Raw genomic sequence first — 23353 nt, forward strand, 5'->3', positions numbered from 1 at the left:
CCGTGAACGAGATTAGCCGCATTGGTATGGATACGTCCAAGCACATCTTTCCGCTCCACGGTGTTGATGCTGGCGAACGGCCAGTTCTGCTCCGGAAGCTGCGTCGCCGGGACATGATCGCGTTCTTCGAGAGGCTACCGTCGACCCGTATTGCCATCGAAGCGTGCGGCGCGTCCCATCACTGGGCTCGCCTGCTGGGCGGGTTCGGCCACGACGTCCAACTCATTGCCCCTCAGCTTGTGAAGCCCTACGTCAAGCGCGGCAAGAACGATGCGGCCGCCGCCGAAGCTCTCTGCAAGGCGATGAGCCGGCCCACCATGCGCTTCGTGCCGGTCAAGACAGCCGAGCAGCAGGCGGCGCTGATGCTGGTGGGTCTTCGCGATCGGCTGGTCCGCAACCGCACACAGATCGTCAACGCGATCCGCGGCTATGCCGCCGAGTTCGGCATCGCGGGTGCCAGCGGCATCGCACACGTGGCAGCGCTACTCGCGCGCATCGAGGCCGACGCGACGCTGCCTCCGCTCGCGCGCGAACTGTTCGCCATGCAGGCAGGCGAGTACGCGCAGGTCCAGGCGAAGGTCGCGATTATTGAGGTCAAGCTCCTGGCTTGGCACCGTGCCGACGAGCGCAGCCGGGGCTTGGCAGGGATCCCCAGCATCGGACCGATCGGGGCTACGCTGCTGACTATGGAGACGCCGGCACCGGAGGCGTTTCGGTCGGGCCGGCAGTTCGCCGCTTGGATCGGCCTCACGCCGAAGGATCACTCGACCGCGGGAAAGGCATGACCCGGCGTAATCACACGGGCAGGCGACGAGGCGTTGCGCAGCGTGCTGGTCGTCGGGCGACAGCGCTGATCCGGCGTAGGCGCGAGGGCCAGTCCCGCGACGGGCATCGGTTCGCGGCATGGTCCAGGAGCTCCTACGTCGTAAGCCGCCGAAGCTGGTGGCGGTGGCACTGGCCAACAAGCTTGCGCGCATTGCCTGGAAGCTGATGATGAAGGGCGAGAGCTACGCCGTGAGGCCTCCTCGCGTCGCGGCAGAGGTCGTTTAGAGATCGGTCCGGGCGCAGAGCGCAACAAGCGCGGCCGCCAGGGCTATCCAGGCGCTGATACTCAGAAGCCGGCCGGAGCCTTATGTCGGCATCCATGCGATGCTCCATTTCGACGAGGCAGCGGGCGCGCGCAACCTCCTTGGCCGGCTCGCGCCGCATATCGCCTCGGCCGACAACTGGAGCGAGGATCTCGATTTCTGGATCGGCGCCGCGCTCAGCTTCGAGGGGCTGAAGGCGCTTGGCGTTCCCGAGGCCCAGCTCAAGACCTTCCCGCTGCCTTTCCAGCAGGGCATGTCCAGGCGCGCAGAGCAGCTTCGCGACTTCGGACCCAACGCACCGGAAAACTGGGAGGAGGCGTTCAAGCCGGGCAACTGCCACCTCGCGCTGACCATCTATGCCGTGGATGATGCGGCGCTCGACAAGGCGCTGGCGACCGCGCGCACGGAACTCAACCGGAGCAGCGGCGTGACCTTGCTCGGCGAGCATCGCTTCGGCGCGCCGGACGGCGCGAAAAATCCGTTCGGCTTCCGGGATTCGATCTCCCAGCCCGCCGTCGAAGGCAGCGGCGTCGACCCGCGGCCCGGCGAGGAACGTGCGATCAAGGCGGGGGAGTTCATCCTTGGATACGAGTGCAAGTTCAACAGCGGCGTCGGTTGATTCAACGCCTTCCTCAGGGATGACCGCGACACGGCCGAGATCGTCGCCTGAAGCGCGCAGACGCCGTCGTCCCGCGGCAGCAAGGTATGCAGCCGGAAGGCGACCACGATGGCCTCCTCTTCCGGTGGCAGAACCGTCGACTTCGGCTCCTGCGGGCTAGTCGAGCAGATCGGCGACCGATATGCGTTTCTTCCACTTCGCAACGGTCTTAGCGTTGATCTCATAGTGCCAGGCGAGGTGCCTCGGACTCTCTTGACTATGCTGTATCGATCGACAGACCCCCCCTGTCATCGACGCGCTCCCGTGGTGAACCTGGTCCATAGCGCATCCCTCTGCTAGGGCGGTCACGATGGGTCATCACACCATGGAACCAAACTGTGCCCGATCCGCACGGCCGCTGCCCCAGGACCGGTCAGCTCGTCGCCTGCGCCCGAGACGACCGGTCCTAAGGCAGCGTTGAGCGCCCCTGGGAGCCTACTCGTCAAACAGGCCGGCAAGCTTCAGCGCGACGCCCTGGGACCCCTGAACCTTCAGGCGGCCCGTCGAGAAGGCCACGATCGGGCTCAGCTTGCCGTTGATGAGCTTGAGCAAATTGTCGGAACTCATCTTCAGCACGGTGTCGGCCTCAGCACTTCCGACCGAAACCGTGACCTTGCCCCCAGTTGCGTCGAGCAGAATCGAGTCGCCCTCGGCGAGATCGAACCTCACCTTGTAGCCAAGGGACCTGAGCGCATCGGCCTTTTCCTCGATCGCGTCGACCAGTGTCTCGGTATCCGTCATATGTTCGACTCCAGGGAGAACGGCCCGCCTCAGAAGGCGGATTCAGGAAGGTCCATCATGGCCGCCTTACCCGAGCGGATCGCGGCGAGCAATCCGGCGACCTGTGGCAGAATACGCTCGATGTAGAAACGCGCCGTGACGAGCTTCGCTTCGTAGAAGTCGCGGTCAGCGGTATCCTCGCCCGCCAGCGCTTCCGTCGAGACCGTGGCCATGCGCAGCCACATATAGCCAAGAGCCACCAGGCCGAACAGCCGCAGATAGTCGGTGGCGGCAGCGCCAGCCTCCTCCGGGTCCTTCAGCCCCTGCTGGGCGATATGCGCCGTGGCCAGTTGTAGGGCCCCGAACGCCTTGGACAGCGGCTGGGCAAGGCTGGCGAGTTCGTCGCTCTCTAGTGCCTCGTCGATGAAGGCCAGCACGGGATGGAAGAAGGAGCGCAGATAGCGGCCGGTATGCGCCGGCAATTTGCGGCCAACGAGATCGAGCGCCTGAATGCCGTTGGTGCCCTCGTAGATCATCGAGATACGGCTGTCGCGAACATATTGCTCGACGCCATGGTCGCGGATGAAGCCGTGCCCACCATAGACCTGCATGCCGATATTGGTGGCCTCGAAGCCGAGATCGGTGAACAGCGCCTTGACCACCGGCGTCATCAGCGCGGCGAAATCCTCCGCCTGCTGGCGCACCGCGGCATCAGGATGGTGGTGCATCACGTCGAGGCTGCGCGCCACCCAGCCGCCGAGCGCGCGCGCGCCCTCGTTGTAGGCCCGCATTGTCATCAGCATGCGCCGCACGTCGGGATGGACAATGATCGGGTCGGCCGCCTTTTCGGGATGCTTGGCGCCGCTGAGCGCGCGACCCTGGACGCGATCGCGGGCATAGGCGACGGCGGCCTGATAGGCGGCCTCGCCCGCGCCGAGCCCCTGGATGCCGACCGAGAGGCGCTCGCTGTTCATCATGGTGAACATGGCGCGCATGCCCTTATGGGGCTCGCCAACCAGCCAGCCAATGGCGTCGTCGAAGGAGAGCTGGCAGGTCGCCGACGCCTTGATGCCCATCTTGTGCTCGAGCGCGCTGCACACGACGCCGTTGCGCTTGCCGGGCCGGCCGTCCTCGGTCGGCAGAAATTTCGGCACCAGGAACAGACTGATGCCCTTCACGCCAGCGGGCGCGTCCGGCAGGCGGGCGAGCACGAGATGAATGATGTTCTCGGTCAGGTCATGGTCGCCGGCCGAGATGAAGATCTTGGAACCGGTGATGGCGTAGGAGTCGTCGCCCTGCGGCACGGCGCGGGTGCGCAGCAGGCCGAGATCGGTGCCGCAATGCGGCTCGGTAAGGCACATGGTCCCGGACCAGGTGCCGTCCACCAGCTTCGGCAGATAGCGCTCCTTCAGCTCCTCCGAGGCGTGGCCGATGATCGCCTTATAGGCGCCGTGGCTGAGGCCCGGATAAAGCCCGAAGGAGAGATTGGTCGAGCAGATCATCTCCTCGACCAGCTTGTTCACGCTCTCCGGCAGGCCCTGCCCGCCAAAGGCGGGATCGGCACCCATCGCGGTCCAGCCGCCTTCGCGGAAGGCGGCGTAGGCCTCGCGAAAGCCCTTCGGCGTGCGCACCACGCCGTTTTCCAGCACGCAGCCTTCCTCATCGCCGGAGGCGTTGAGCGGCATCAGGCGCTCGGTGACGAATTTCGACGCCTCTTCCAGGATCGCGTCGACGAGGTCGGGAGTGAACTCCTCGAAACCGGGGAGATTGGCATGTTCGGCGCTGTCGTGCAGCTCGTGCATGACGAAGCGCATGTCGCGAAGCGGGGCGGAATAGGTCTGCATATCCTTAATTCCTCACCGGCCGGCCGGTTTCAAGCACGCTCTCAAAACGCTCCAGCGTTGCCGTGGTGCGGACCAGCCGCATGAAACTTTCCTGCTCGAGTTCGAGGATGCGATCCTCGCCGAGCGCATCGAGGAGATCGGTCGACCCGCCGGACAATACGGTCGCGAGTTCGCCGGCGACGACGAGATCGTGCCGCGTGGCGATGCCACGGCGGGCGAAGCCTTCCGCCGCCATGGTCATCGCGCAGCGGCCCGACGGACCGGGCAGGACGACCTCGACCGGCTTCGGCGGCGCATAGCCCTCGACCAGCGCGAGTGCCTTCGCCTTGGCGTCGGCGAGCAGGCGGTAGCGGTTCATAGTGATCCCGTCGGTCGGTCGCAGGAACATGAGCTCCTTCGCCTCCTGGGCGGATTTGGCGACAGTGGCCGTCGAGACCGTTTCGAATACCTTGGCAGGCGCCGGCATCGGCCCCTTGGGCAGCTCGCCCGAACTCTGCCAGCGGCCGAGCATCTCTTTGCAGCCCCCCCAGGCGGGGATGAGCCCGACGCCGCATTCCACCAAGCCTATATAGCTCTCGGCATGCGCCTGCACCGCGTCCGAGTGCAGCAGAATCTCGCAGCCGCCGCCAAGCGCCATGCCCGACGGTGCGCTGACCACCGGGAACGGCGCATATTTGAGCTGCTGGTAAGTCTGCTGTCCGGCGTTCACCAGCTTCTCGATCTCGCCCCAGGCGGCGATGTTCGCGGCGAACAAAGCAAGGCCGAGATTGGCGCCGACCGAGAAGTTCGACCCCTCATTGTAGATCACGAGCGCCTTGTGGCGATCCTTGACCAGCTTGATGGTCTTGCCGAGCAGGATCATGATCTGCTCGTCCATGGAGTTGCCCTTGGAGGTGAACTCGAAGCACAGCACGCCGTCGCCGATGTCCCACACCGACGCGGAGCCGTTCTTGAGCAGCGGCATGTCGGCGAGCTTGACGTCCTCCAGCAGCAGCACCCCGTCCGGCCGCGCAATGTCGCGATAGACGCCGTCCGTGCCGAGCGCCTGGCGCTTGCCGTTCTCGATGCGGTAGAAGCTGCGCCCGCCGAGACTTTCGAGCAGCGCCGGCATGGGCCGTCCTTCCGCCCGCAGGCGATCGACGACATAAGTACCGCCGATGCGATCGACCAGTTCGAAGGGGCCCCACTTCCAGTTGTAGCCGAGCCGCATCGCCTCATCGATGGCGAGGATATCGTCGCTGGCTTCGCCGACGAGGCCCGCGGCATAGACCAGCGTCGCGCTCATCACCTGCCAGGCGTAATCGCCGAGACGTCCTTCGAGATCGAACACCGCGCGCGGGCTACATGCCGCGGCGAGCTCGGGGAGTTCGGCCTTGCTCGACGCACGATAGGCGCCGGTCGCGAGATCGATGGCTTCCTTCCGTTTACCGCCGCCGTCGCGGTTCAGCCGGTAGAAGCCGCCCTTGCCCTTACGACCAGTATAGCCCTCGGCGATCATGCGATCGACCAGCGGCAACTCGCGGTTGACGGCGTGGAAGGCGTCGGTTTCCGGCAACGCCGCCTTCAGGCTGGCGCTGACATGCGGCATCAGGTCGAGGCCGACGAGGTCGACGAGCCCGAAAACGCCGGTCTTGGGAATGCCGAACGGCTTGCCCATCACCGCGTCGGCCTCTTCTACGGTGAGCCCACCGTCGATCGCCGTCACAATGGCTTTCTGGATCCAGGTTACGCCGAGACGGTTGGCGATAAAGCCGGGACGATCCTTGCAACGCACGACGCTCTTGCCTAGCCGACGGTCGGCGAAGTTGGCGACCGTCGAGGCCAGCGCGGGATCGGTCGAGGTGCTGGTCACTAGCTCCATCAGCCGCATGTAGCGCGGCGGATTGAAGAAATGCGTGATCAGGAAATCGCGCGCAAACGCCTCGCCGAGTCCGTCCACTAGCGAGCCGAGGGGGATGGTCGAGGTGTTCGACGACACCGCCGTGCCCGGACGGCGCACCGTCTCGATGCGGCGATAGAGCGCCTGCTTGACGTCGAGCCGCTCGACTACCACTTCGATGATCCAGTCCGCCTCGGCGAGCCGGCCGAGATCGTCCTCGATATTGCCGGTTTCGACCAGCTTGGCGGCCTGCACGGACATGAAGGGCGCGGGATCGGTCTTGAGCATGCGCGCGACGGCGCTCTCGGCGACCACGCTCCGGTTCTTCGCGCCCTCCGGCACGATGTCCAGCAGCAGAACCGGGACACCTGCATTAGCGACCTGGGCGGCGATGCCCGAGCCCATCACGCCGGCGCCGATAACGGCGACTTTCCGGATTTCACTCATCACACGCGCTCCAGCAGGGTGGCGATGCCCTGGCCGCCGCCGATACACTGAGTGGCGAGCGCATAGCGGCCGCCCTCGCGCTCAAGCAGCGAAGCCGCCTTGCCGACGATGCGCGCGCCGGTCGCCCCGAGCGGATGGCCGAGGGCGATCGCGCCGCCATCGATGTTCAGCGTCTCGTCGCGGATGCCGAGTTCGCGCGCGCAGGCCAGCGCCTGGCTGGCAAACGCCTCGTTGAGCTCGACCACGTCGACCGCCTCGATGCCGATGCCCGCGCGGTCAAGCGCCTTGCGGGTGGCGGCAACCGGACCGATGCCCATGATCTGCGGATCGCACCCCGACACGCCGACCGCGGCGATGCGCGCCAGCGGCTTCAGCCCGTTGCGCTCGGCATAGCTCTCGCTGCACACCAGCACGGCGGCGGCACCGTCGGTGAGCGGGGACGAGGTGCCCGCCGTCACCGTTCCGTCCTGCTGGAAGGCAGGCTTCAGCCCGGCGAGGGTCTCGCCAGTGGTGTCGGCGCGGATGCAGCCATCGGCGTCGACGCTGGAACCCTTCACCTTGATCGGCACGATTTCGCCGGCGAGACGGCCGGCGGCCTGCGCGTCCGCCGCTCGGCGTTGGCTACGCACGGCGAACATCTCCTGCTCGGCGCGCGTGATCTGCCAGCGCCGTGCGACATTCTCCGCCGTGTCGCCCATTCCCATATAGGCGCCGGCGTTCCGCTCATGCAGCGCCGGGTTGGGGAGCGGGTTGAAGCCCATCATCGGCACCCGGCTCATGCTCTCGACACCGGCGCAGATGAAGACCTCGCCGGCGCCGAGCTGGATCTGCCCGGCGGCGATGTGTACCGACTGCATGGAGGAGCCGCAGAAGCGGTTGACCGTCAGGCCGCCGACGCCCAACGGCAGATCGGCGAGCAGGCCGATGAGCCGCGCGACGTTGAAGCCCTGCTCGCCCTCGGGAAAGGCGCAGCCGACGATCAGATCCTCGATGTCGTCGGCCTTGACGCCGGTTCGCGTGATGAGGGCGCGGACCACCTCCGCGGCGAGATCGTCTGGACGGACGCGGGCAAGTCCGCCCTTTTTGGCAAGCGTAAACGGCGAGCGCGCGTAGCCCGCGATGACCACATTCGTCATAATGTCCTCTCGAGAAGATCGATGAAAGACGCGCGCAGACGCGCGTTGCCGGTCGATCGCCGGCTGCTGATTATCCGGCCTGGACTTTGGGTCCCGATTCGTGGGCCGCCAGTGCAATTCCGGTCTGCCGCTCGATATCCTTCAGCTCTGCCAGCGTCTGGCTGAGAGCAACACTCTGCTCTTCGAGCTGAGCAACGCGCGAACGCACCCGCTTGAGAAGAGCGCGTAACTGCTCCTTCTGCGAGGGATCGACGTCGTAGAGATCGAGATATTCCCTGATTTCCTGCAGCGAGAAACCCAGGCGCTTGCCCCGCAGGATCAAAATCAGACGCGCGCGGTCGCGTTGCGTATAGACACGCGTGTTCCCGGCCCGGCGCGGCGCGATCAGGCCTTTGTCCTCGTAGAACCGCAAAGCCCGCGCCGTAACACCCAGGTTCTCGGCGAGCTGGGTTACGGTGTAGAACTTGTCCGTCACGAGCGACCTTCTGAGAGTGAGGTTGCGCATAATATGTGCTCCTCCAGCCAAGCGTCAACATTGGGCACCCCGCTCTACCGAAACGCTGGCTGCGGCCTTGGCGCGCAGGAGCTCCTCGGCGACCAGTTCCTTGCGCGACAGTTTGCCGATCAGGGTCTTGGGCAGCTTTTCGCGGATTTCGATGGCTCTGGGTATTTCAATCTTGGAAATCCGTTCGGCCACAAAGGCGAGCAGTTCCTCCGGCGTCGTTGCAAAACCCGGCTTGAGCGTGACGAACGCTTTCGGGCTTTCTCCGCGATAGGGGTCGGGAACGCCGATCGCGATGACCTCGGCCACCGCTTCATGCGCATGGAGCGCTTCCTCGATCACGCGCGGATAGACGTTGTAGCCGCTGCAGATGATCAGGTCCTTGATCCGGTCGACGAGGAAAAGAAAACCGTCCTCGTCGACATAGCCGATATCCCCGGTACGCAGGGCGCCATCGATCATCACGGCCCTGGTATCCTCGGGGCGCCCCCAATATCCCAGCATGACCTGCGGTCCCCGGACGCAGACTTCGCCTCTCTCGCCGGGCCCGAGCAGCACGCCCGGATTGTCGGGGTCGCGAATCTCGATGATGGTCCCCGGCAGCGCGAGGCCGGCGGAGCCGGCCCGGCCCGGGCGCCCGTCGAGCGGATTTACCGTGACAACCGGCGAGCATTCGGAGAGCCCATAGCCCTCGGACAGCCGGCAACCCGTGAGGCTTTCGAACCGCATCCGCACTTCAAGCGGCAGCGGCGCGCCGCCGGAGATGCACAGCCGAACCGAGGTGATATCGAGCTTGCGCGTGTCCGCCGCAGCGTTCAGGGCACCATAAAGGGTAGGCACCGCCGGAAACACGGTCGGCTTGCAGCGTTCCATCGTGCGCAGCAAATCATCGAGCTTGAACTGCGGCAGCAGGATCATCTGCGCGCCGATGCCGATCGCCACGTTCATCGATACCGTCATCGCGAAGACGTGGAACAGCGGCAGCACGCACAGAACCTTCTCCACGCCGGGGCGCAGCGTGCCCGGCCCGGCGAAGACGACAAGCTGGCGCGCATTGGCGATCAGACTGGCATGGGTGAGCATCGCCCCCTTGGGCACGCCCGTGGTGCCCCCGGTATATTGCAGCACCGCCAGATCGTTGAGACCGACCTGCGTTCGGGGGGCCGGCTTCCCGCGCCCGAGCGCCACAAGGGCGTCGAAGGTCATGTGACGGCCGCCGCGCCCGATGCGGGCGATTTCCCGGCGGTGAAGCAGCCGGAAGAACGCCGATTTCATTTTGGGCAGCGCCGCCGCGAGCGAACATACGATGATGCGCGACAGCCCGCTTTCTTGCGCGATGGACGCGATCGGCCGGTACATGCGCTCCAGATCCAAGGTGACCATCACTTCGGTTCTGGAATCGCGCACCTGCGTGGAAATCTCGTGGGCGGTGTAGAGCGGGTTGAAATTCACCACCACCGCGCCGAGCCGGAGCGCTGCGAAATAGAACGCCACGTAATAGGGCACATTCGGCAGGCAAAGCCCGATACGGGTCTCCCGCTTCACGCCGATCTGTTGCAGCCCGGCGGCAACCTGGTCGACCATGCGCCCAAGCTGGCGATAGGTCCACACGCGCCCGATGAAATCGAGGGCCGGGCGGTTCGCATGCTGCTCCACCGCCCAGTCCAGCAATTCGGGCAGGGTCTGTGGCCAAGCCCCTGCGATGCCCGTGGCACCCTCGGGCATCGCACCCGAGATTCCATGCGGCGCATAAAATTGTTTTCGATCCACCGCACTGGCCTGCGGCATCTCGCGGAAATCTCCCGGCACGTCGCTTCCCCATTTGGTTGTCGATTCGCCTTCTTGCGAGGCGTTCGGTCGGGTATTGATTACATGACCTTTTGGTTATCTAATATACGTATACGTCACTTTCACGCAAGATGGGTCGCTCGGATATCTCCGGCGAAAGGGAGACGAGAATGGGTACGTGGCTGCGCCTCGGGCGCACCGTCGTTTCGGCGCTGCTGGCGCCGAGGCTCGCGGTTCCCGATGGCACGTCGGTTCTGACTATGCGTGTCTGGCCGAACGATCTCGACTTCAACGCCCATATGAACAATGGCCGGTACCTCACTCTCATGGACCTCGGCCGTGTCGACCTACTGCTACGCGCGGGGCTTGGCCGCACGATTCTCGCGAAACGCTGGACCGCCGTGCTGACCGGCGCGACGATCCGCTATCGCCGCTCCCTGAAGCCGTTCCAGCGTTTTCGGCTGGAAACCTCCATCGCCGGCTGGACCGAGCATGCCGTCTTCATCGAGCAGCGTTTCATCATTGCCTCCGGTGCCCAGGCGGGCGAGGTGGCGGCGAGCGCGGCGGTTCGCGCCAGCCTGCTTCACCCCGGCTCGCCGGCCCGCAAAGTAAGGATCACGGAACTGTTCGCTGCGCTCGGCCTCGCGCCGCGCAGCCCGCCGCTGCCGGAGATCTTCGTTCAGCTTGGCGCCGGCACCGCGTCTATTCCGCCTCTGAAGGAAGACGCCATCTAAGTCCGCCAGACCGCACGACATAAAAATAGGGCGCATCAGACCGCGCCGAAGAGAGGAAACGAAATCATGCCGACGCCCCTTCTGCTGCGAGAACATCTCTCGCTGCCCGCTATCGTAGCGCCGATGTTCCTGGCATCGGGTCCCGATCTCGTCGTCGAGACCTGCCGGAACGGGTTGCTCGGTACGTTTCCCGCCCTCAATCTGCGGACAACCGAGCACTTCGCCGGCTGGATGGAGGAGATAGAAGAGAGGCTCACGCCCCATCGGCACGCTGCGCCTTTCGGCGTCAACCTTATCGTCCATCGTTCTAACACCCGGCTCGCCGCCGACCTCCGGCAAATCGAAGCTCACCACGTGCCCGTGGTGATCACCTCACTTGGTGCGGTGCGTGAAGTAGTCGAGACTGTGCACGGTTATGGTGGGCTGGTGCTACACGACGTGATTTCGCGCCGGCATGCTGAAAAAGCGGTATCGGCCGGGGTCGATGGCATCGTCGCTGTCTGCGCTGGGGCGGGCGGTCATGCCGGCCTGCTGAGCCCATTCGCACTGGTTCCCGAAATTCGACAGGTGTTCGACGGCATGATCGCCCTTGCCGGGGCTCTCTCGACGGGCGCGCACATTGCCGCCGCGCAGTTGATCGGCGCGGACCTCGCCTATATCGGCACCCGCTTCCTGGCGACGCAGGAGACGATGATCGCGGCAGGGCACAAGGCGATGATCCTGGACAGCCGCGCCGAGCACATCGTGCACACTGCCGCCGTTTCCGGCGTGCCGGCGAATTTTCTCGGCCCCAGCCTTTCCGCCGCCGGCATCGACCCGGCCCACCCGCCCTCGCCCGGAGGGCTCGATGTCGGCAGCGAGGCGAAGGCGTGGCGCGATGTCTGGTCGGCCGGTCAAGGCGTCGGCTCGATCGGTGATCTGCCGACGGCCGGCGATCTGTGTCGTCGACTGCATGCCGAATATGTCGCCGCACGGGCGAGCCTCGGTGCGACCGAAGCCATCATGTCAGGGCCGGAGTGTCCCGATAGAGCGTCCGCCGCTTATTTGCCGGCAATGTAGGCGCTCCATTTTGCAGAAGGTGTTGACTATGAAGATCCTGGTGCCCGTGAAGCGGGTGGTCGACTACAACGTCAAGATCCGCGTCAAGGCGGATGGCTCGGGCGTCGAGCTCGCCAATGTGAAGATGTCGATGAACCCCTTCGACGAGATCGCCGTCGAGGAGGCGCTCCGTCTGAAAGAGGCCGGCAAGGCGAGCGAAGTGATCGCCGTCTCCATCGGCCCGGTGAAGACCGACGAGACCATCCGCACCGCGCTGGCCATGGGCGCCGATCGCGGCATCTGGGTGAAGACCGAGGAGGCCGGTGTCGAGCCGCTCGCTGTGGCCAAGCTGCTGAAGAAGGTGATCGAGCAGGAAGGCCCGGCCCTCGTCATCCTCGGCAAGCAGGCGATCGACGACGACTGCAACCAGACCGGCCAGATGCTCGCCGCCTTGCTCGGCTGGCCGCAGGGCACCTTCGCGTCCAAGGTCGCACCCGCCGACGGCACGGTCGACGTCACCCGCGAGATCGATGGCGGCCTGCAGACGGTCAGCCTCAACCTGCCGGCGGTGGTGACCACGGATCTGCGCCTCAACGAGCCGCGCTATGCCAGCCTGCCGAACATCATGAAGGCGAAGAAGAAGCCGATCGCGGAGACCTCGCCTTCCGAGCTCGGCGTCGACGTCGCGCCGCGCCTCACCATCGTCTCGACCGCCGAGCCGACCGGCCGCAGCGCCGGCATCAAGGTGGCCTCGGCCGCCGAACTCGTGGCCAATCTCAAGAAGGCGGGAGTGCTCTGATTATGGCGACCTTGCTGCTTGCCGAGCATGACGACGCTCATCTCAACCCGGTCACCGCCCGCGCGCTGACCGCGGCCCTCGCACTTGGCGCTCCCGTGCATGTGCTGGTCGCCAGCGGCAATGCCCGCGCCGCTGCCGAAGCCGCTGCCAGGCTCGACGGCGTGGCCGAGGTGCTGCTCGCCGATTCGCCGCTCTACGCCCACCGCCTCGCCGAGCCGCTGGCGGCGCTGATCGTGGCGCTTTCAGGCGGTTACGACGCGATTCTCGCGCCTTCCACCGCGGTCGGCAAGAACGTGCTGCCGCGCGTGGCCGCCCTGCTCGACGTGATGCAGGTCTCCGACATCGTCAAGGTGCTGGCGCCCGACACATTCGAGCGGCCGATCTATGCCGGCAACGCGATCCAGACCGTGCGCTCCGGCGAGGCAAAGAAGGTCATCACCGTGCGCACCGCTTCCTTCGCCGCGACGGGCGAGGGCGGATCGGCGCCGATCCGCGGCGTCGATGCGGCCGGTGATCCCGGTTTGTCGCGCTTCGTCGGCGAGGAAATCGCGCAGAGCGACCGGCCGGAACTGGCCAGCGCCCGCCTGATCGTCTCGGGCGGCCGTGCGCTCGGCTCCTCCGAGAATTTCCACGCCGTGATCGAGCCGCTGGCCGATGCGCTGGGCGCCGCCGTTGGCGCGTCCCGCGCCGCGGTCGATGCCGGCTACGCGCCGAATGACTGGCAGGTCGGCCAGACCGGCAAGGTGGTCGCGCCCGATCTCTATGTCGCGGTCGGTATCTCCGGCGCGATCCAGCATCTGGCAGGCATGAAGGATTCCAAGGTCATCGTCGCGGTGAACAAGGATGACGAAGCGCCGATCTTCCAGGTCGCCGATTTCGGCCTCGTCGGGGATCTGTTCCAGATCGTCCCCGAACTGACGGGGATGCTCAAAACATGACGATGCCCGAACGCGAGGCGATGGATTATGACGTCGTCATCGTCGGCGCGGGCCCGGCGGGGCTTGCCGCGGCGATCCGGCTGAAGCAACTCGGGGAAGAGATTTCCGTCGTCGTTGTGGAGAAGGGCTCCGAGGTCGGCGCCCACATCCTCTCCGGCGCGGTGATCGATCCGATCGGGCTCGACTGGCTGTTCCCCGACTGGCGGGACGATGCCGATGCGCCGCTGAAGACGCCGGTTACCGACGACCGGTTCTATCTGCTCGGCCCGGCGGGTTCGCTGCGCCTGCCCAATGGGTTGATGCCGCCGCTGATGAACAATCACGGCAACTATATCGGCTCGCTTGGTAATGTCGCGCGCTGGCTGGCCGCGCAGGCCGAGGCGCTAGGCGTCGAGATCTATCCGGGCTTTGCCGCCAATGAGGTGCTGTTCGAGGACGGCGCGGTGGTAGGTGTCGCGACCGGCGATATGGGCATCGGCCGCGATGGCGAGATGACCGACCGCTACACGCGCGGCATGGAGTTGCGCGGCAAGTACACGCTGTTCGCCGAAGGCGCGCGCGGCCAACTCTCCAAGCAGCTCATCGCCCGCTACAAGCTCGACGAGGGCCGCGAGCCGCAGAAATACGGCATCGGGCTGAAGGAGCTGTGGAAGGTGGCGCCGGACAAGCACCACCCCGGCCTTGTGCAGCATTCCTTCGGCTGGCCGCTGGGCAATGCCGCGGGTGGCGGCTCGTTCCTCTACCACATGGAGGACGGGCAGGTGATGGTGGGCTTCGTGGTCCACCTCAACTACTCGAACCCTTATCTGGCGCCGTTCGAGGAGTTCCAGCGCTTCAAGACGCATCCTGCGATCCGCGGGACGTTCGAGGGCGGCAAGCGCCTCGCCTATGGCGCGCGGGCGATCACCGAGGGCGGCTGGCAGTCCGTGCCGAAGCTGGTGTTCCCCGGTGGGGCGCTGGTGGGCTGCGCGGCGGGCTTCATCAACGTGCCGCGCATCAAGGGCAGCCACAACGCCGTGCTCTCCGGCATGCAGGCGGCGGAAGAGGCGTTCAAGGCGCTGGGCGACGGCCGCCAGCACGATGTGCTGGAAGGCTATGAGGCCGGCTGGCGCTCGTCCGAGATCGGCGATGACCTCAAGAAGGTCCGCAATGTGAAGCCGCTCTGGTCGAAGCTCGGTACCTATCTCGGTATCGGGCTGGGCGGGCTCGACATGTGGGCGAACACGCTGTTCGGCGTCTCGCCCTTCGGCACGCTGAAGCACGGCAAGCCGGACTATGCCTCGCTGAAGCCGGCGGCGTCGTCCAAGAAGATCGACTACCCCAAGCCCGATGGCGTGGTGTCGTTCGACAAGCTGTCCTCGGTGTTCCTGTCCAACACCAATCATGAGGAGGACCAGCCGATCCACCTCAAGGTCGCCGACATGACGCTGCAGAAGATGTCCGAGCACGACGTCTATGCCGGACCTTCGGCGCGCTACTGCCCGGCGGGCGTATATGAATGGGTGGAAGAAGACGCGGGTGCGCGCTTTCAAATCAACGCGCAGAACTGCGTGCACTGTAAGACCTGCGATATCAAGGACCCCAACCAGAACATCACCTGGGTCGCCCCCGAGGGCGGCTGCGGGCCGAACTATCCGAACATGTAGCCAATCAACGGAAGGCCATGCGGCATATAACCGCTACGATAGCCGCAATGGCGGCAGGCGCGATCCCTATGCCGGCCAATTGTGGGGGAAGCCTGCATTTCGATACTGCAATCCATTGAATCTATAGCATTGTCAATCAGGCATATCGCCTGCTCAGAAAAACTTTCCCGATGTCGAACGGACCTACGAGGTCAGGTCGGAGACATGTGTCGTCCCGCCTCGTTTATATTGCAACTGTTGCCGCGGCATCACACATGACGCAATCATTATAAAACTAACGCATACGTCATATACATTACTAAAAGGGACATCGTAACCTCCCGCAACCGAATGAAGGCGAATGCCTCTAAGCGGACATCCCGCGCGGTTCTTGGAGGAAACGATGAAGAGACGGATATTTGCACTTCTTTCCTGTTCGACGGTCGCCTGTGCAATTGGTTACTCAGGCACCGCGCATGCTGGCTCGTTCGCCTTGCGCGAGCAAAGCACTATCGGCCTCGGCCAGGCCTTCGCGGGAGCGTCGGCAGGAGCTGCCGGCCTTGGTTCGATGTACTGGAACCCCGCGACCATGACGAACAATGGCGGCCTCCAGATCGGCGCCGATCTGGCCGTGCTGTTTCCATACTCCAACGTGACGCCGAGCGCCGGCACGAGTTCGACACTTCTCTATCTTGGGGGAGCGGGATCCAGCGGCGATATCGGTGGTGATGCAGTGTTGCCCGCCGGCTACGTCTCCTATCAAGTGAACGACAAGCTGTGGGTTGGATTTGGAACCAATACGCCCTTCGGCCTCTCAACTTCCTATCCCACGAATTACGCAGGTCAGATCTACGCACGGGATTCGACCGTGCGTTCGATCGATCTCAATCCTAACGTCGCCTATGCCGTGACGGACTGGCTGTCGGTCGGCGTTGGATTGCAGGCCATGTATTTCAAGACCGAATTGACGAGAGCCATCTCTCCCTTTCCCTATGCGCCGAGCGCCAAGCTCGAGGGAGATGATTGGGGGTTCGGTTTCACCGCCGGTGCCACCATCAAGCCTTTCGAGGGGACGCAGATCGGTATCGGTTATCGTTCCTCCGTCAGCCTCACTCTTGACGGCGACCTCGCCTTGGGCGGGCAGTTGGGACCGCTGCCTCGCGGCACCTACCCGATCGGCGCCGACATCGATCTGCCGGAACAACTCACCATCGGCATCCAGCAGGCGATCACGCCGCAACTGACCCTTGCCGGTCAGTTCGAATGGACCAATTGGAGCCGCCTCGACAACATACCTGTGGTGGGCACCACGGGCCAGACCTCGGGTAGCGAACTCACCTCGCTACCGTTCCACTATGACGACGGCTATTTCGTTTCCGCAGGCCTCGATTACGCCTGGAACGACAAGCTGACGATCCGGGGCGGTCTGGGCTACGAATGGTCTCCGATCACCCTCGACAACCGGGACCTGCGCCTGCCGGACAGCAACCGCGTGCACGCCTCGGTGGGGCTCAGCTACCGCTGGAGCGAGCAATTGACACTTGATTTCGCCTATTCGCACATTTTCGCGGTGGGTGACGGCGACATATCGCTGACGCCCGGCAATCCCCACTACGTATCCGGCCTTCCGTTCATGGCGGATGTCGACAGTCGGGTGGATATCGTCTCGTTCGGCCTAACATACCGTTTCGACACGGCCAAGGTGACAAAGCTGGTCACCAAATAGGCCTCCCAGAGCACTTTCAAACCACGCGGATTCCGGTCCGCGTGAAGAGAACGCACAAAACAAAATGCCGGAGCCTTTGCGGTGAAGCACTATTCGCCGGAAAGGCTCCCGCACGCCGCGGAGGCCGGAACGACCGCCTCCGCAGGCGATCCCTGCCAATCGAGAAAAAATCAAATGGGAGGAAAATGATATGACTCATGGCATTCGATGCGATGGTCTTAAAAAGCTTGCCGGCATAACAGCCGGGATGGCCGCGTTCACTCTTGTCATGCTCGGCTCCGACGCACGGGCCGGCGGGATCGAGGGTACGTGGCTCAGCCAGAGCGGGGACACCCAGGTGCGGATCGCGCCCTGCGGGGGCTCCCCGTGCGGCACCATCATGTGGCTCAAGGAGCCGCTCCCCGACAGCAACAACCCCGATCCGGCCAAGCGCGGCCGGGCCCTGATCGGCGTGCAGATGATTTCCGGGCTCTCCCCGGCGGAAGGCGACCGCTGGAATGGGCAACTCTACAATTTTGAGACCGGCAAGACCTATTCCGGCAGCCTGGAGCCGATCGGAAACGACAAGCTGAAGCTTTCGGGCTGCGTTCTCGGAGGCATGTTGTGTCGTAACCAGGTCTGGACGCGGGTGAAATAGACCGGAGAGCGAGCGCTATGCCCGCGAAGGCATCGACCTGCCGCTGTCGCTGGCCGATCATGGGGCATTGTGCGGCGGCGCTGCGCCCGCCGCATGTGCTGCTCGAGCGCCATGCCATGGCGGCAGATCGCCGATACTCCGCAGAACCGGCTCTCCGAACCCCTGCCCTAGAATGTCAAACGGCGTCCAATATTGGCTCTGACGCAGATTTGGTGGCGAACCCCTATGCCGGTGCGACGAGGCGGGCCTCCAGCTCCCGGTCGGGCATATGGTCTGGCGTTTCGCCAGATCGCAGATCAATGTTCCATAGCGCTGATTACGTCGCCAGGCCCAGTCGTCGATCCCGATCACGGCGGGCGGAATGAAAGGCGGGTGGCCTTGTTTTCGGATCACCCGGAGCAGCGTGTCGTTGCTCGCCGGCAGCATCAGCCTTCGCGCAAAGCGTGCTGCAGGTCGATATCGGCATCCGGTTCTATCGCAAGGACGGCGGAAAATAGCGCCGCCCTTGCCATCTGCCCCAGTACGCCGCGAGTGATTTCGCAAGGGTTATTCGGCCGCCTCGCTGGGAACGATCGTCGCAACGATGGATGCGTCGAGAGCTTCAAATGCCTTCAACCCGATAAGATCATAGAGCTCGGCGCGTGTCACTTGGCACTTAATTATGAGAATAACATATAAACGATTCCAAATGCTTAGGCTGGTACTTAAATTGAGAATTAGCAGTTAATTTGACAATAGCTCTTGGTGTTTGCCACTTAATGTGAGAATCAGGCTTACGGAGTTTTTTCACTCGTGAGCCTCTATGAGCGACCCATTTCCCGACGAAATTGATGAGGCGCTTTGGGATGAAGCGTGCCGGCGTGCGGATGCGATTCGTGGCTTTCTAAGGCGTCACCCCGCCCGCACAACGGCCGGAAATGTTGCGGGACTCGCGGCCGAACTCGGTCTTAGCCAAGCTACAGCTTACCGTATGGTCAAGCTGTTCCGTGCCGGCGGAACCGTCCTGTCGCTTGTGGACCGCAAACGCGGGCGGCCGGAGGGTCATCGCATGCTGGATGAGAAGCGTGAGGAAATTGTTCGGACGACCATCAACGCGTTCTACCTGAAGCGGACGCGACCGACGGTCTCGCAGTTGGTCCGGGACGTGCAGACGAACTGCATGTCGGCGGGGCTGAAGCCGCCACATCGCAGAACGATCGTCGCTCGCCTTGGGGACATAGACCTCCAGAAGCGTGCCAGACGACGCGGTGAACAAAAGATCGTCAAGGCGACAACGGCCGTTGCCGGAGCGTTCGGTGCCTCCCGCCCCCTTGAGGTGGTCCAGATCGACCATACCAAGGCCGATGTATTCGTTGTTGACGAGGAGACCCGGCAGCCAATCGGCCGGCCGTGGCTGACGTTGGCGATGGACATCTGCAGTCGGATGATCACCGGGTTCCATCTTACCATGGACGCACCGTCGCGGCTGTCGACCAGCCTGTGCCTCTTGCATTCCGTCTTCGACAAGTCGGCATGGTTGAGAGAACGCGAGATCAGGGAGCCGTGGCCCGTGGCCGGCCTGCCGAACACGGTACATGTCGACAACGGATCCGACTTCCGAAGTCGAGCATTCAAGAGAGGTTGTGAGGATGCCGGGATGGCAATCGAATGGCGGCCGCCGGGCGAGCCGCGCTTCGGCGGCCACATCGAGCGTCTGATCGGCACGCAGATGGGAAAGCTGCACCTGCTGCCCGGGACAACATTCAGCAACGAACAGGAGCTCGGCGAATACAACTCAAAGCGGCACGCAGCGCTGACGTTGAGGGAACTCGAACGCTACATCGCCCTCGATATCGTCGGCTCCTACCATCAGTCGATCCACAGCTCCCTGGGTCGCCCCCCGATTGCGGTCTGGCGGGAACACGAAGGCGAGATCCCGCTTCGACTGCCACAGGATCGGCTCCGCTTCTGGCTGACCTTCCTGCCTGAGCAGGAGCGTACCTTGCGGCCGACCGGGGTTCATCTGTTCGGTCTGCGCTACTGGTCGGCCGCGCTCACTGCCGACGTCGGGCGTTCTGAGCGCCGCCTGCTTGTGAAGTACGATCCGCGCGACCTGGCGCGCATCTTCGTTCGACGGCCATCAGGAAACTTTGTGGAAGCCCGTTATGCCGACGTCACCCTGCCCTCGATAACCCTGCACGAGGCGCTGACCGCCCGACGCATCCTACTGGCGAAAGGCCGCCGTGAAGTCGACACCCGCGCCATCGTCCGCACTGCGTTGGTGCAGCGAGAACTGGTAGACGCCGCGACCAGAAAGACGGCCGCGGCGCGCCGCGGCAAGGCTTCGTCAAAATCGAAGGTGGACGATCAGGGATGGGGCTCGCTCCGCGGTGTCGACTCCAGCAAACCTGTACCCTTTGTTGAGGATACGGATTGAGCTGGAGTGAATATGAACGATGAAGTCTCCCACCTGACTGCGAGCGCAGCAGCACTGCTTGCCGAAACTGACGAGCGACGCATTCGAGCGATACGATCACGCCGCTGGGTTCTCTACCCGCGTGCCAAGCAGGCGCTCGACCGGCTGAGCGGGCTCCTCAACCATCCGCGAGGCACGCGCATGCCATCGGTCGCGATCTATGGCGACAGCGGCATGGGCAAGACCATGATCATGAAGCGGTTCCGGGACGAGCACCCGCCGAGCTTCAATCAGCTGACGGGCACGCTAAAGACACCGGTCCTGGCCATGGAAATGACCAGCCGTCCCGGCGAGCGACGATTCTATTCCGAACTACTTACCCTTCTCGGCGCACCGCAGCGGCCTCGCGCCGACATCGCCCAGATGGAACAGGCGGCGTTGCGGATCATGGAAGCGATCGGCGTGCAGGTGCTGGTCATCGACGAGGTGCACAACATCCTCGCCGGATCCTACCGCGAGCAACGCATCGTCCTGAATACGCTCCGCTTCCTCAGCAATCGTCTGCAGATCTCCCTGGTCTGCTTCGGTGTCAACGAGGCGCGGGAGGCCATCAGTGGTGACGTCCAGCTTGCGCGCCGGTTCGAGCAGTTCACCTTGAGCCGGTGGGCTGCAAACGAACAGTTCGAGACCCTGGTGGCCTCGATCCTGCGCAACACTCCGCTGCGTCGACCCTCGGTGCTTACGCCGAAATCGCTGCGACGGATCCTGCAGATCACAGAGGGTATCACCGCTAGCATCTTCCACGTGATCAACAGCCTGGCCGTCGAAGCCATCGAGAGCGGCCGCGAGCACATCAACGACGAAGCCGTCGAGAACTGGGAGCCAGAGTTCGATGCCGAGGCGGCATTCGCATGATTGAGAACCCACCGACACGGCAGTTGCCGGTGTGCTTGCCGCCCCATTCTGATGAACTCCTGTCCTCCTGGATCAGTCGCCATGCCGCCTTCTACGCGGTCCCTCCGCTTCTCATGCTTCGGCATTGCCTGCCGGAGGCCTCCGCGTTGCGCGCGGCCGATCTCCATCTGAGCAGTGATCAGGAAATCCGCCTGGCCAACATATTCGGCACCGAACCGGCCGTGGTGCGTCGAATGATCTTCACAAATGTCGCGCAATCATCGCGTCGGCTCATCGCCACGCGGCCAACGCAGGTCTGCACGGGCTGCAGCCCAGGACTTGCGGAACCGGCGCCGATCCTGCGAAGCCAGCTTCTGGGGTGGCGTATTACGTGCGCTTTGTGTGGAAACCAACTCCGGGATGCCGGCGGTCGCGAACTCGCCTCCCCTTTCCTACAACATCGCCTTGCGGCCAGTTATGGCGAAGGGCTGCTCGACGATGAAGCCGAACGAGGTATCGGAACCTGGACATCACCCGCCGACATCGCTCGGCTTCTCCTGATGCGACGCGTTCCAACGCCTGTACCCCGCGAGCACGACCTCTGGCGCTTCCGGCTGCTCGGCGCAGTCATTCCCGATCTCGACCATGTCATCGCCGAGCGACAGGAGAACCTGCCTACACCTGCAAAGCCGATCCTACCGCTCCACCTGCGGCCGGCTCTGCTCGCCGGCGTTGCCATCGTCGAGCGTGCCGGACCGGAGATGCTCCGGATGCTGCGTGGGCACATGATGGGTGACAACAGGGTCCGGTTCACTGACGCCAGCGAGAACATGATAGCCCGAGGTAGTAAGTGGAGAGCTTCATCGCAGATGCACTTAATTTGAGAATCTTGCAGCAATGATTCTCACAATTAGGTGCCAATCTTGAGCCTAATCGGCGCATTCTTACAATTAAGTGCCAAGCGACATCCGGGTTGAGGCGCACCTGTCCGGATTCATAAAGACCGATCCGCGCGCCCTTTGATCCCAGTCCGCGCGATGGCGAAAGGCCACAGGCCTCGATATAGCAGGAGAAGCCAAGGCCTCGCAGCTTGCCGCGCGCCTCCGATTCTGCGCGGCGCACGTCGAAGCCGGCAACGTCGATCATGCGTACCGCTGAATCGAAGCACTTCTCGAAGTGGCCGCTGTCATAGACCATGGCGACCGGCGTGGCGTAGGGCATTGCCGTCGGTTTGATGAAGTTGCGCCGCCTGAGTTCGGCGCGATCGAAGCCGAGATCATGCGCGGCAATGTCGACAAGGCGCTCCACGACATAGCTCGCTTCCGGCCGGCCGGCGCCGCGATAGGCATCCACGGGAAGCGTATGTGTAAAGACGCCTTTGACCTCAGCATAAATTGCCGGCGTCGCGTATTGGCCGGCCAGGTTTGGCGCATAAAGATACGTAGGGATCGACGGCCCCCAAGTGGAGAGATAGGCGCCGAGATTGGCAATGGTCGAAACCTTGAGGCCGAGGAATGTACCTTCTCCATCAAGGGCGAGCGAGGCCGTGGTGACGTGATCGCGAGCATGGGCGTCGGACACGAAACTTTCCGAGCGGTCCGCCGTCCATTTCACCGCGCGCCCGCTTTTCCGCGCCGCCCAGACGATCAGAGCCTCCTCCGGGTACACGTAGCACTTGACCCCGAAGCCGCCGCCCACATCGGGGGCGACAACTCGCATCTTCTGCTCGGGGATATGGAGCACCGACTGGCAGAGCTGGGTACGGACGATGTGCGGATTCTGGCTGCTGGTGTAGAGCGTGTAGCTGTCGGCCGTCCGGTCGTACTCGGCGACGGCCGAGCGCGGTTCCATTGGGTTAGCGACAATGCGCGTGTTGACGAGATCGATGCTCACCACGTGGGTGGCAGCCGCGAACGCCGCCTCGGTCTTCTCGCGGTTGCCCAGTTCCCAATCGAAACAGAGATTGTTTACCGTTCCCTCATGAACCAGGGGCGCATCGGCATCCAACGCCCTCCCCGTCATCACGATCGCAGGCAATGGCTCGTAGTCGACCACGACCTGTTCGGCCGCCCATCTTGCCACCGATGGTGAAATGGCGATGACGAGCGCGACGATGTCGCCGACATGCCGAGCGATATGGGCAGTCATGGCATAGCGCGGCGGCTCGACCATGACGGAGCCGTCCTTGCTGGTGATCTGCCATATCGGTGGCAACGGGCCGATGCCGTCGTCCAGCATCTGGGCGCCGGTATAGACCGCAACGACGTCGCCGCTGGCCAGTGCCGGCGTGGGATCAATGCCAAGAATGCGTGCATGGGCGTGTGGAGAACGCACGAACGCAACGAAAACCTGACCTTGTAGCACGATGTCGTCTGTATACCGACCACGCCCCGAAAGGAAACGAGCGTCTTCCTTACGCAGGACGGGGTCGCCTATCTTCCTAATTCCAGAAAAATCGACGACGGACATCGAAAAATCCCTTCTAAATGCTTATTTAATTCCGAG

General features: G+C 63.9%; 18 protein-coding genes and 3 pseudogenes. 12 read left to right on the forward strand and 9 right to left on the reverse strand.

What is annotated here, in order from left to right; all coding sequences use genetic code 11:
- Positions 1-2 precede the first annotated feature (2 nt).
- Positions 3-1050: pseudogene (locus tag VRZ77_RS10105) on the forward strand (IS110 family transposase).
- A gap of 99 nt (positions 1051-1149) precedes the next feature.
- Positions 1150-1707: a hypothetical protein gene (locus VRZ77_RS10110; protein WP_414592520.1), complete on the forward strand. Its 558-nt coding sequence runs from the start codon at positions 1150-1152 to the stop codon at positions 1705-1707.
- Here VRZ77_RS10110 and VRZ77_RS10115 read toward each other — a convergent pair.
- From VRZ77_RS10115 to VRZ77_RS10145, 7 genes and pseudogenes are all read right to left on the reverse strand, one after another.
- Positions 1704-2028: pseudogene (locus VRZ77_RS10115) on the reverse strand (IS481 family transposase); the annotation flags it as partial. The gene VRZ77_RS10110 and the pseudogene VRZ77_RS10115 sit on opposite strands and share 4 nt — an antisense overlap.
- 153 nt (positions 2029-2181) lie before the next feature.
- Positions 2182-2487: an SCP2 sterol-binding domain-containing protein gene (locus VRZ77_RS10120; protein WP_414592521.1), complete on the reverse strand. Its 306-nt coding sequence runs from the start codon at positions 2485-2487 to the stop codon at positions 2182-2184.
- 29 nt (positions 2488-2516) lie between these two features.
- The gene (locus VRZ77_RS10125; protein ID WP_414592522.1) at positions 2517-4310 is read right to left on the reverse strand and encodes an acyl-CoA dehydrogenase C-terminal domain-containing protein; all 1794 of its coding nucleotides are present in this window, start codon (positions 4308-4310) and stop codon (positions 2517-2519) included.
- A 4-nt stretch (positions 4311-4314) separates the two neighbouring features.
- The gene (locus VRZ77_RS10130) at positions 4315-6636 is read right to left on the reverse strand and encodes a 3-hydroxyacyl-CoA dehydrogenase NAD-binding domain-containing protein (protein ID WP_414592523.1); all 2322 of its coding nucleotides are present in this window, start codon (positions 6634-6636) and stop codon (positions 4315-4317) included.
- Positions 6636-7772, reverse strand: a complete 1137-nt coding sequence (locus VRZ77_RS10135) for a thiolase family protein (RefSeq protein ID WP_414592524.1) — start codon at positions 7770-7772, stop codon at positions 6636-6638. The genes VRZ77_RS10130 and VRZ77_RS10135 overlap by 1 nt, the downstream gene beginning before the upstream one ends.
- Before the next feature lie 70 nt (positions 7773-7842).
- Positions 7843-8247 (reverse strand): MerR family transcriptional regulator, encoded by a 405-nt coding sequence (locus VRZ77_RS10140; protein ID WP_414592525.1) that lies wholly within the window; start codon positions 8245-8247, stop codon positions 7843-7845.
- Positions 8248-8301: 54 nt separating this feature from the next.
- A complete protein-coding gene (locus VRZ77_RS10145) occupies positions 8302-10062 on the reverse strand; it encodes a long-chain-fatty-acid--CoA ligase (RefSeq protein WP_414592526.1) in 1761 nt (586 codons plus the stop codon).
- Between the two features lie 170 nt (positions 10063-10232).
- On the opposite strand from VRZ77_RS10145, the gene VRZ77_RS10150 reads away from it, so the two are divergent.
- From VRZ77_RS10150 to VRZ77_RS10180, 7 genes are all read left to right on the forward strand, one after another.
- On the forward strand, positions 10233-10796 hold the full coding sequence (locus tag VRZ77_RS10150) for an acyl-CoA thioesterase (protein ID WP_414592527.1): 564 nt from the start codon (positions 10233-10235) through the stop codon (positions 10794-10796).
- Positions 10797-10862: 66 nt separating this feature from the next.
- Entirely contained in the window at positions 10863-11855 is a 993-nt protein-coding gene (locus VRZ77_RS10155; protein WP_414592528.1) for an NAD(P)H-dependent flavin oxidoreductase, read from the forward strand.
- 28 nt (positions 11856-11883) lie between these two features.
- A complete protein-coding gene (locus tag VRZ77_RS10160) occupies positions 11884-12633 on the forward strand; it encodes an electron transfer flavoprotein subunit beta/FixA family protein (protein ID WP_414592529.1) in 750 nt (249 codons plus the stop codon).
- Positions 12634-12635: 2 nt separating this feature from the next.
- Positions 12636-13571, forward strand: coding sequence for an electron transfer flavoprotein subunit alpha/FixB family protein (locus VRZ77_RS10165; protein WP_414592530.1), 936 nt, complete (start codon positions 12636-12638; stop codon positions 13569-13571).
- Complete coding sequence (locus VRZ77_RS10170; RefSeq protein ID WP_414592531.1) at positions 13568-15217, forward strand: electron transfer flavoprotein-ubiquinone oxidoreductase; 1650 nt, start codon at positions 13568-13570, stop codon at positions 15215-15217. Before VRZ77_RS10165 ends, VRZ77_RS10170 begins: the two co-directional genes overlap by 4 nt.
- A gap of 382 nt (positions 15218-15599) precedes the next feature.
- Complete coding sequence (locus VRZ77_RS10175; protein ID WP_414592532.1) at positions 15600-16922, forward strand: OmpP1/FadL family transporter; 1323 nt, start codon at positions 15600-15602, stop codon at positions 16920-16922.
- A gap of 190 nt (positions 16923-17112) precedes the next feature.
- Entirely contained in the window at positions 17113-17559 is a 447-nt protein-coding gene (locus VRZ77_RS10180) for a DUF2147 domain-containing protein (RefSeq protein ID WP_414592533.1), read from the forward strand.
- A gap of 267 nt (positions 17560-17826) precedes the next feature.
- On the opposite strand, the pseudogene VRZ77_RS10185 reads toward VRZ77_RS10180, so the two are convergent.
- A pseudogene (locus VRZ77_RS10185) lies at positions 17827-18015 on the reverse strand (ISL3 family transposase); the annotation flags it as partial.
- Between the two features lie 346 nt (positions 18016-18361).
- On the opposite strand from VRZ77_RS10185, the gene VRZ77_RS10190 reads away from it, so the two are divergent.
- Genes VRZ77_RS10190 through VRZ77_RS10200 form a run of 3 tightly spaced genes read left to right on the forward strand, consistent with a single transcriptional unit; the run spans position 18362 to position 21732 of the window.
- The gene (locus tag VRZ77_RS10190) at positions 18362-19975 is read left to right on the forward strand and encodes a Mu transposase C-terminal domain-containing protein (protein WP_414592534.1); all 1614 of its coding nucleotides are present in this window, start codon (positions 18362-18364) and stop codon (positions 19973-19975) included.
- Positions 19976-19987: 12 nt separating this feature from the next.
- On the forward strand, positions 19988-20869 hold the full coding sequence (locus VRZ77_RS10195; protein ID WP_414592535.1) for a TniB family NTP-binding protein: 882 nt from the start codon (positions 19988-19990) through the stop codon (positions 20867-20869).
- Positions 20866-21732: a TniQ family protein gene (locus tag VRZ77_RS10200; RefSeq protein ID WP_414592536.1), complete on the forward strand. Its 867-nt coding sequence runs from the start codon at positions 20866-20868 to the stop codon at positions 21730-21732. Before VRZ77_RS10195 ends, VRZ77_RS10200 begins: the two co-directional genes overlap by 4 nt.
- On the opposite strand, the gene VRZ77_RS10205 is transcribed toward VRZ77_RS10200, so the two are convergent.
- Entirely contained in the window at positions 21659-23317 is a 1659-nt protein-coding gene (locus VRZ77_RS10205) for a xanthine dehydrogenase family protein molybdopterin-binding subunit (RefSeq protein WP_414592537.1), read from the reverse strand. The two genes, VRZ77_RS10200 and VRZ77_RS10205, sit on opposite strands and share 74 nt — an antisense overlap.
- Positions 23318-23353: the final 36 nt, after the last annotated feature.

Source organism: Ancylobacter sp. G4_0304 (genome assembly GCF_047501495.1).
GTDB lineage: Bacteria > Pseudomonadota > Alphaproteobacteria > Rhizobiales > Xanthobacteraceae > Ancylobacter.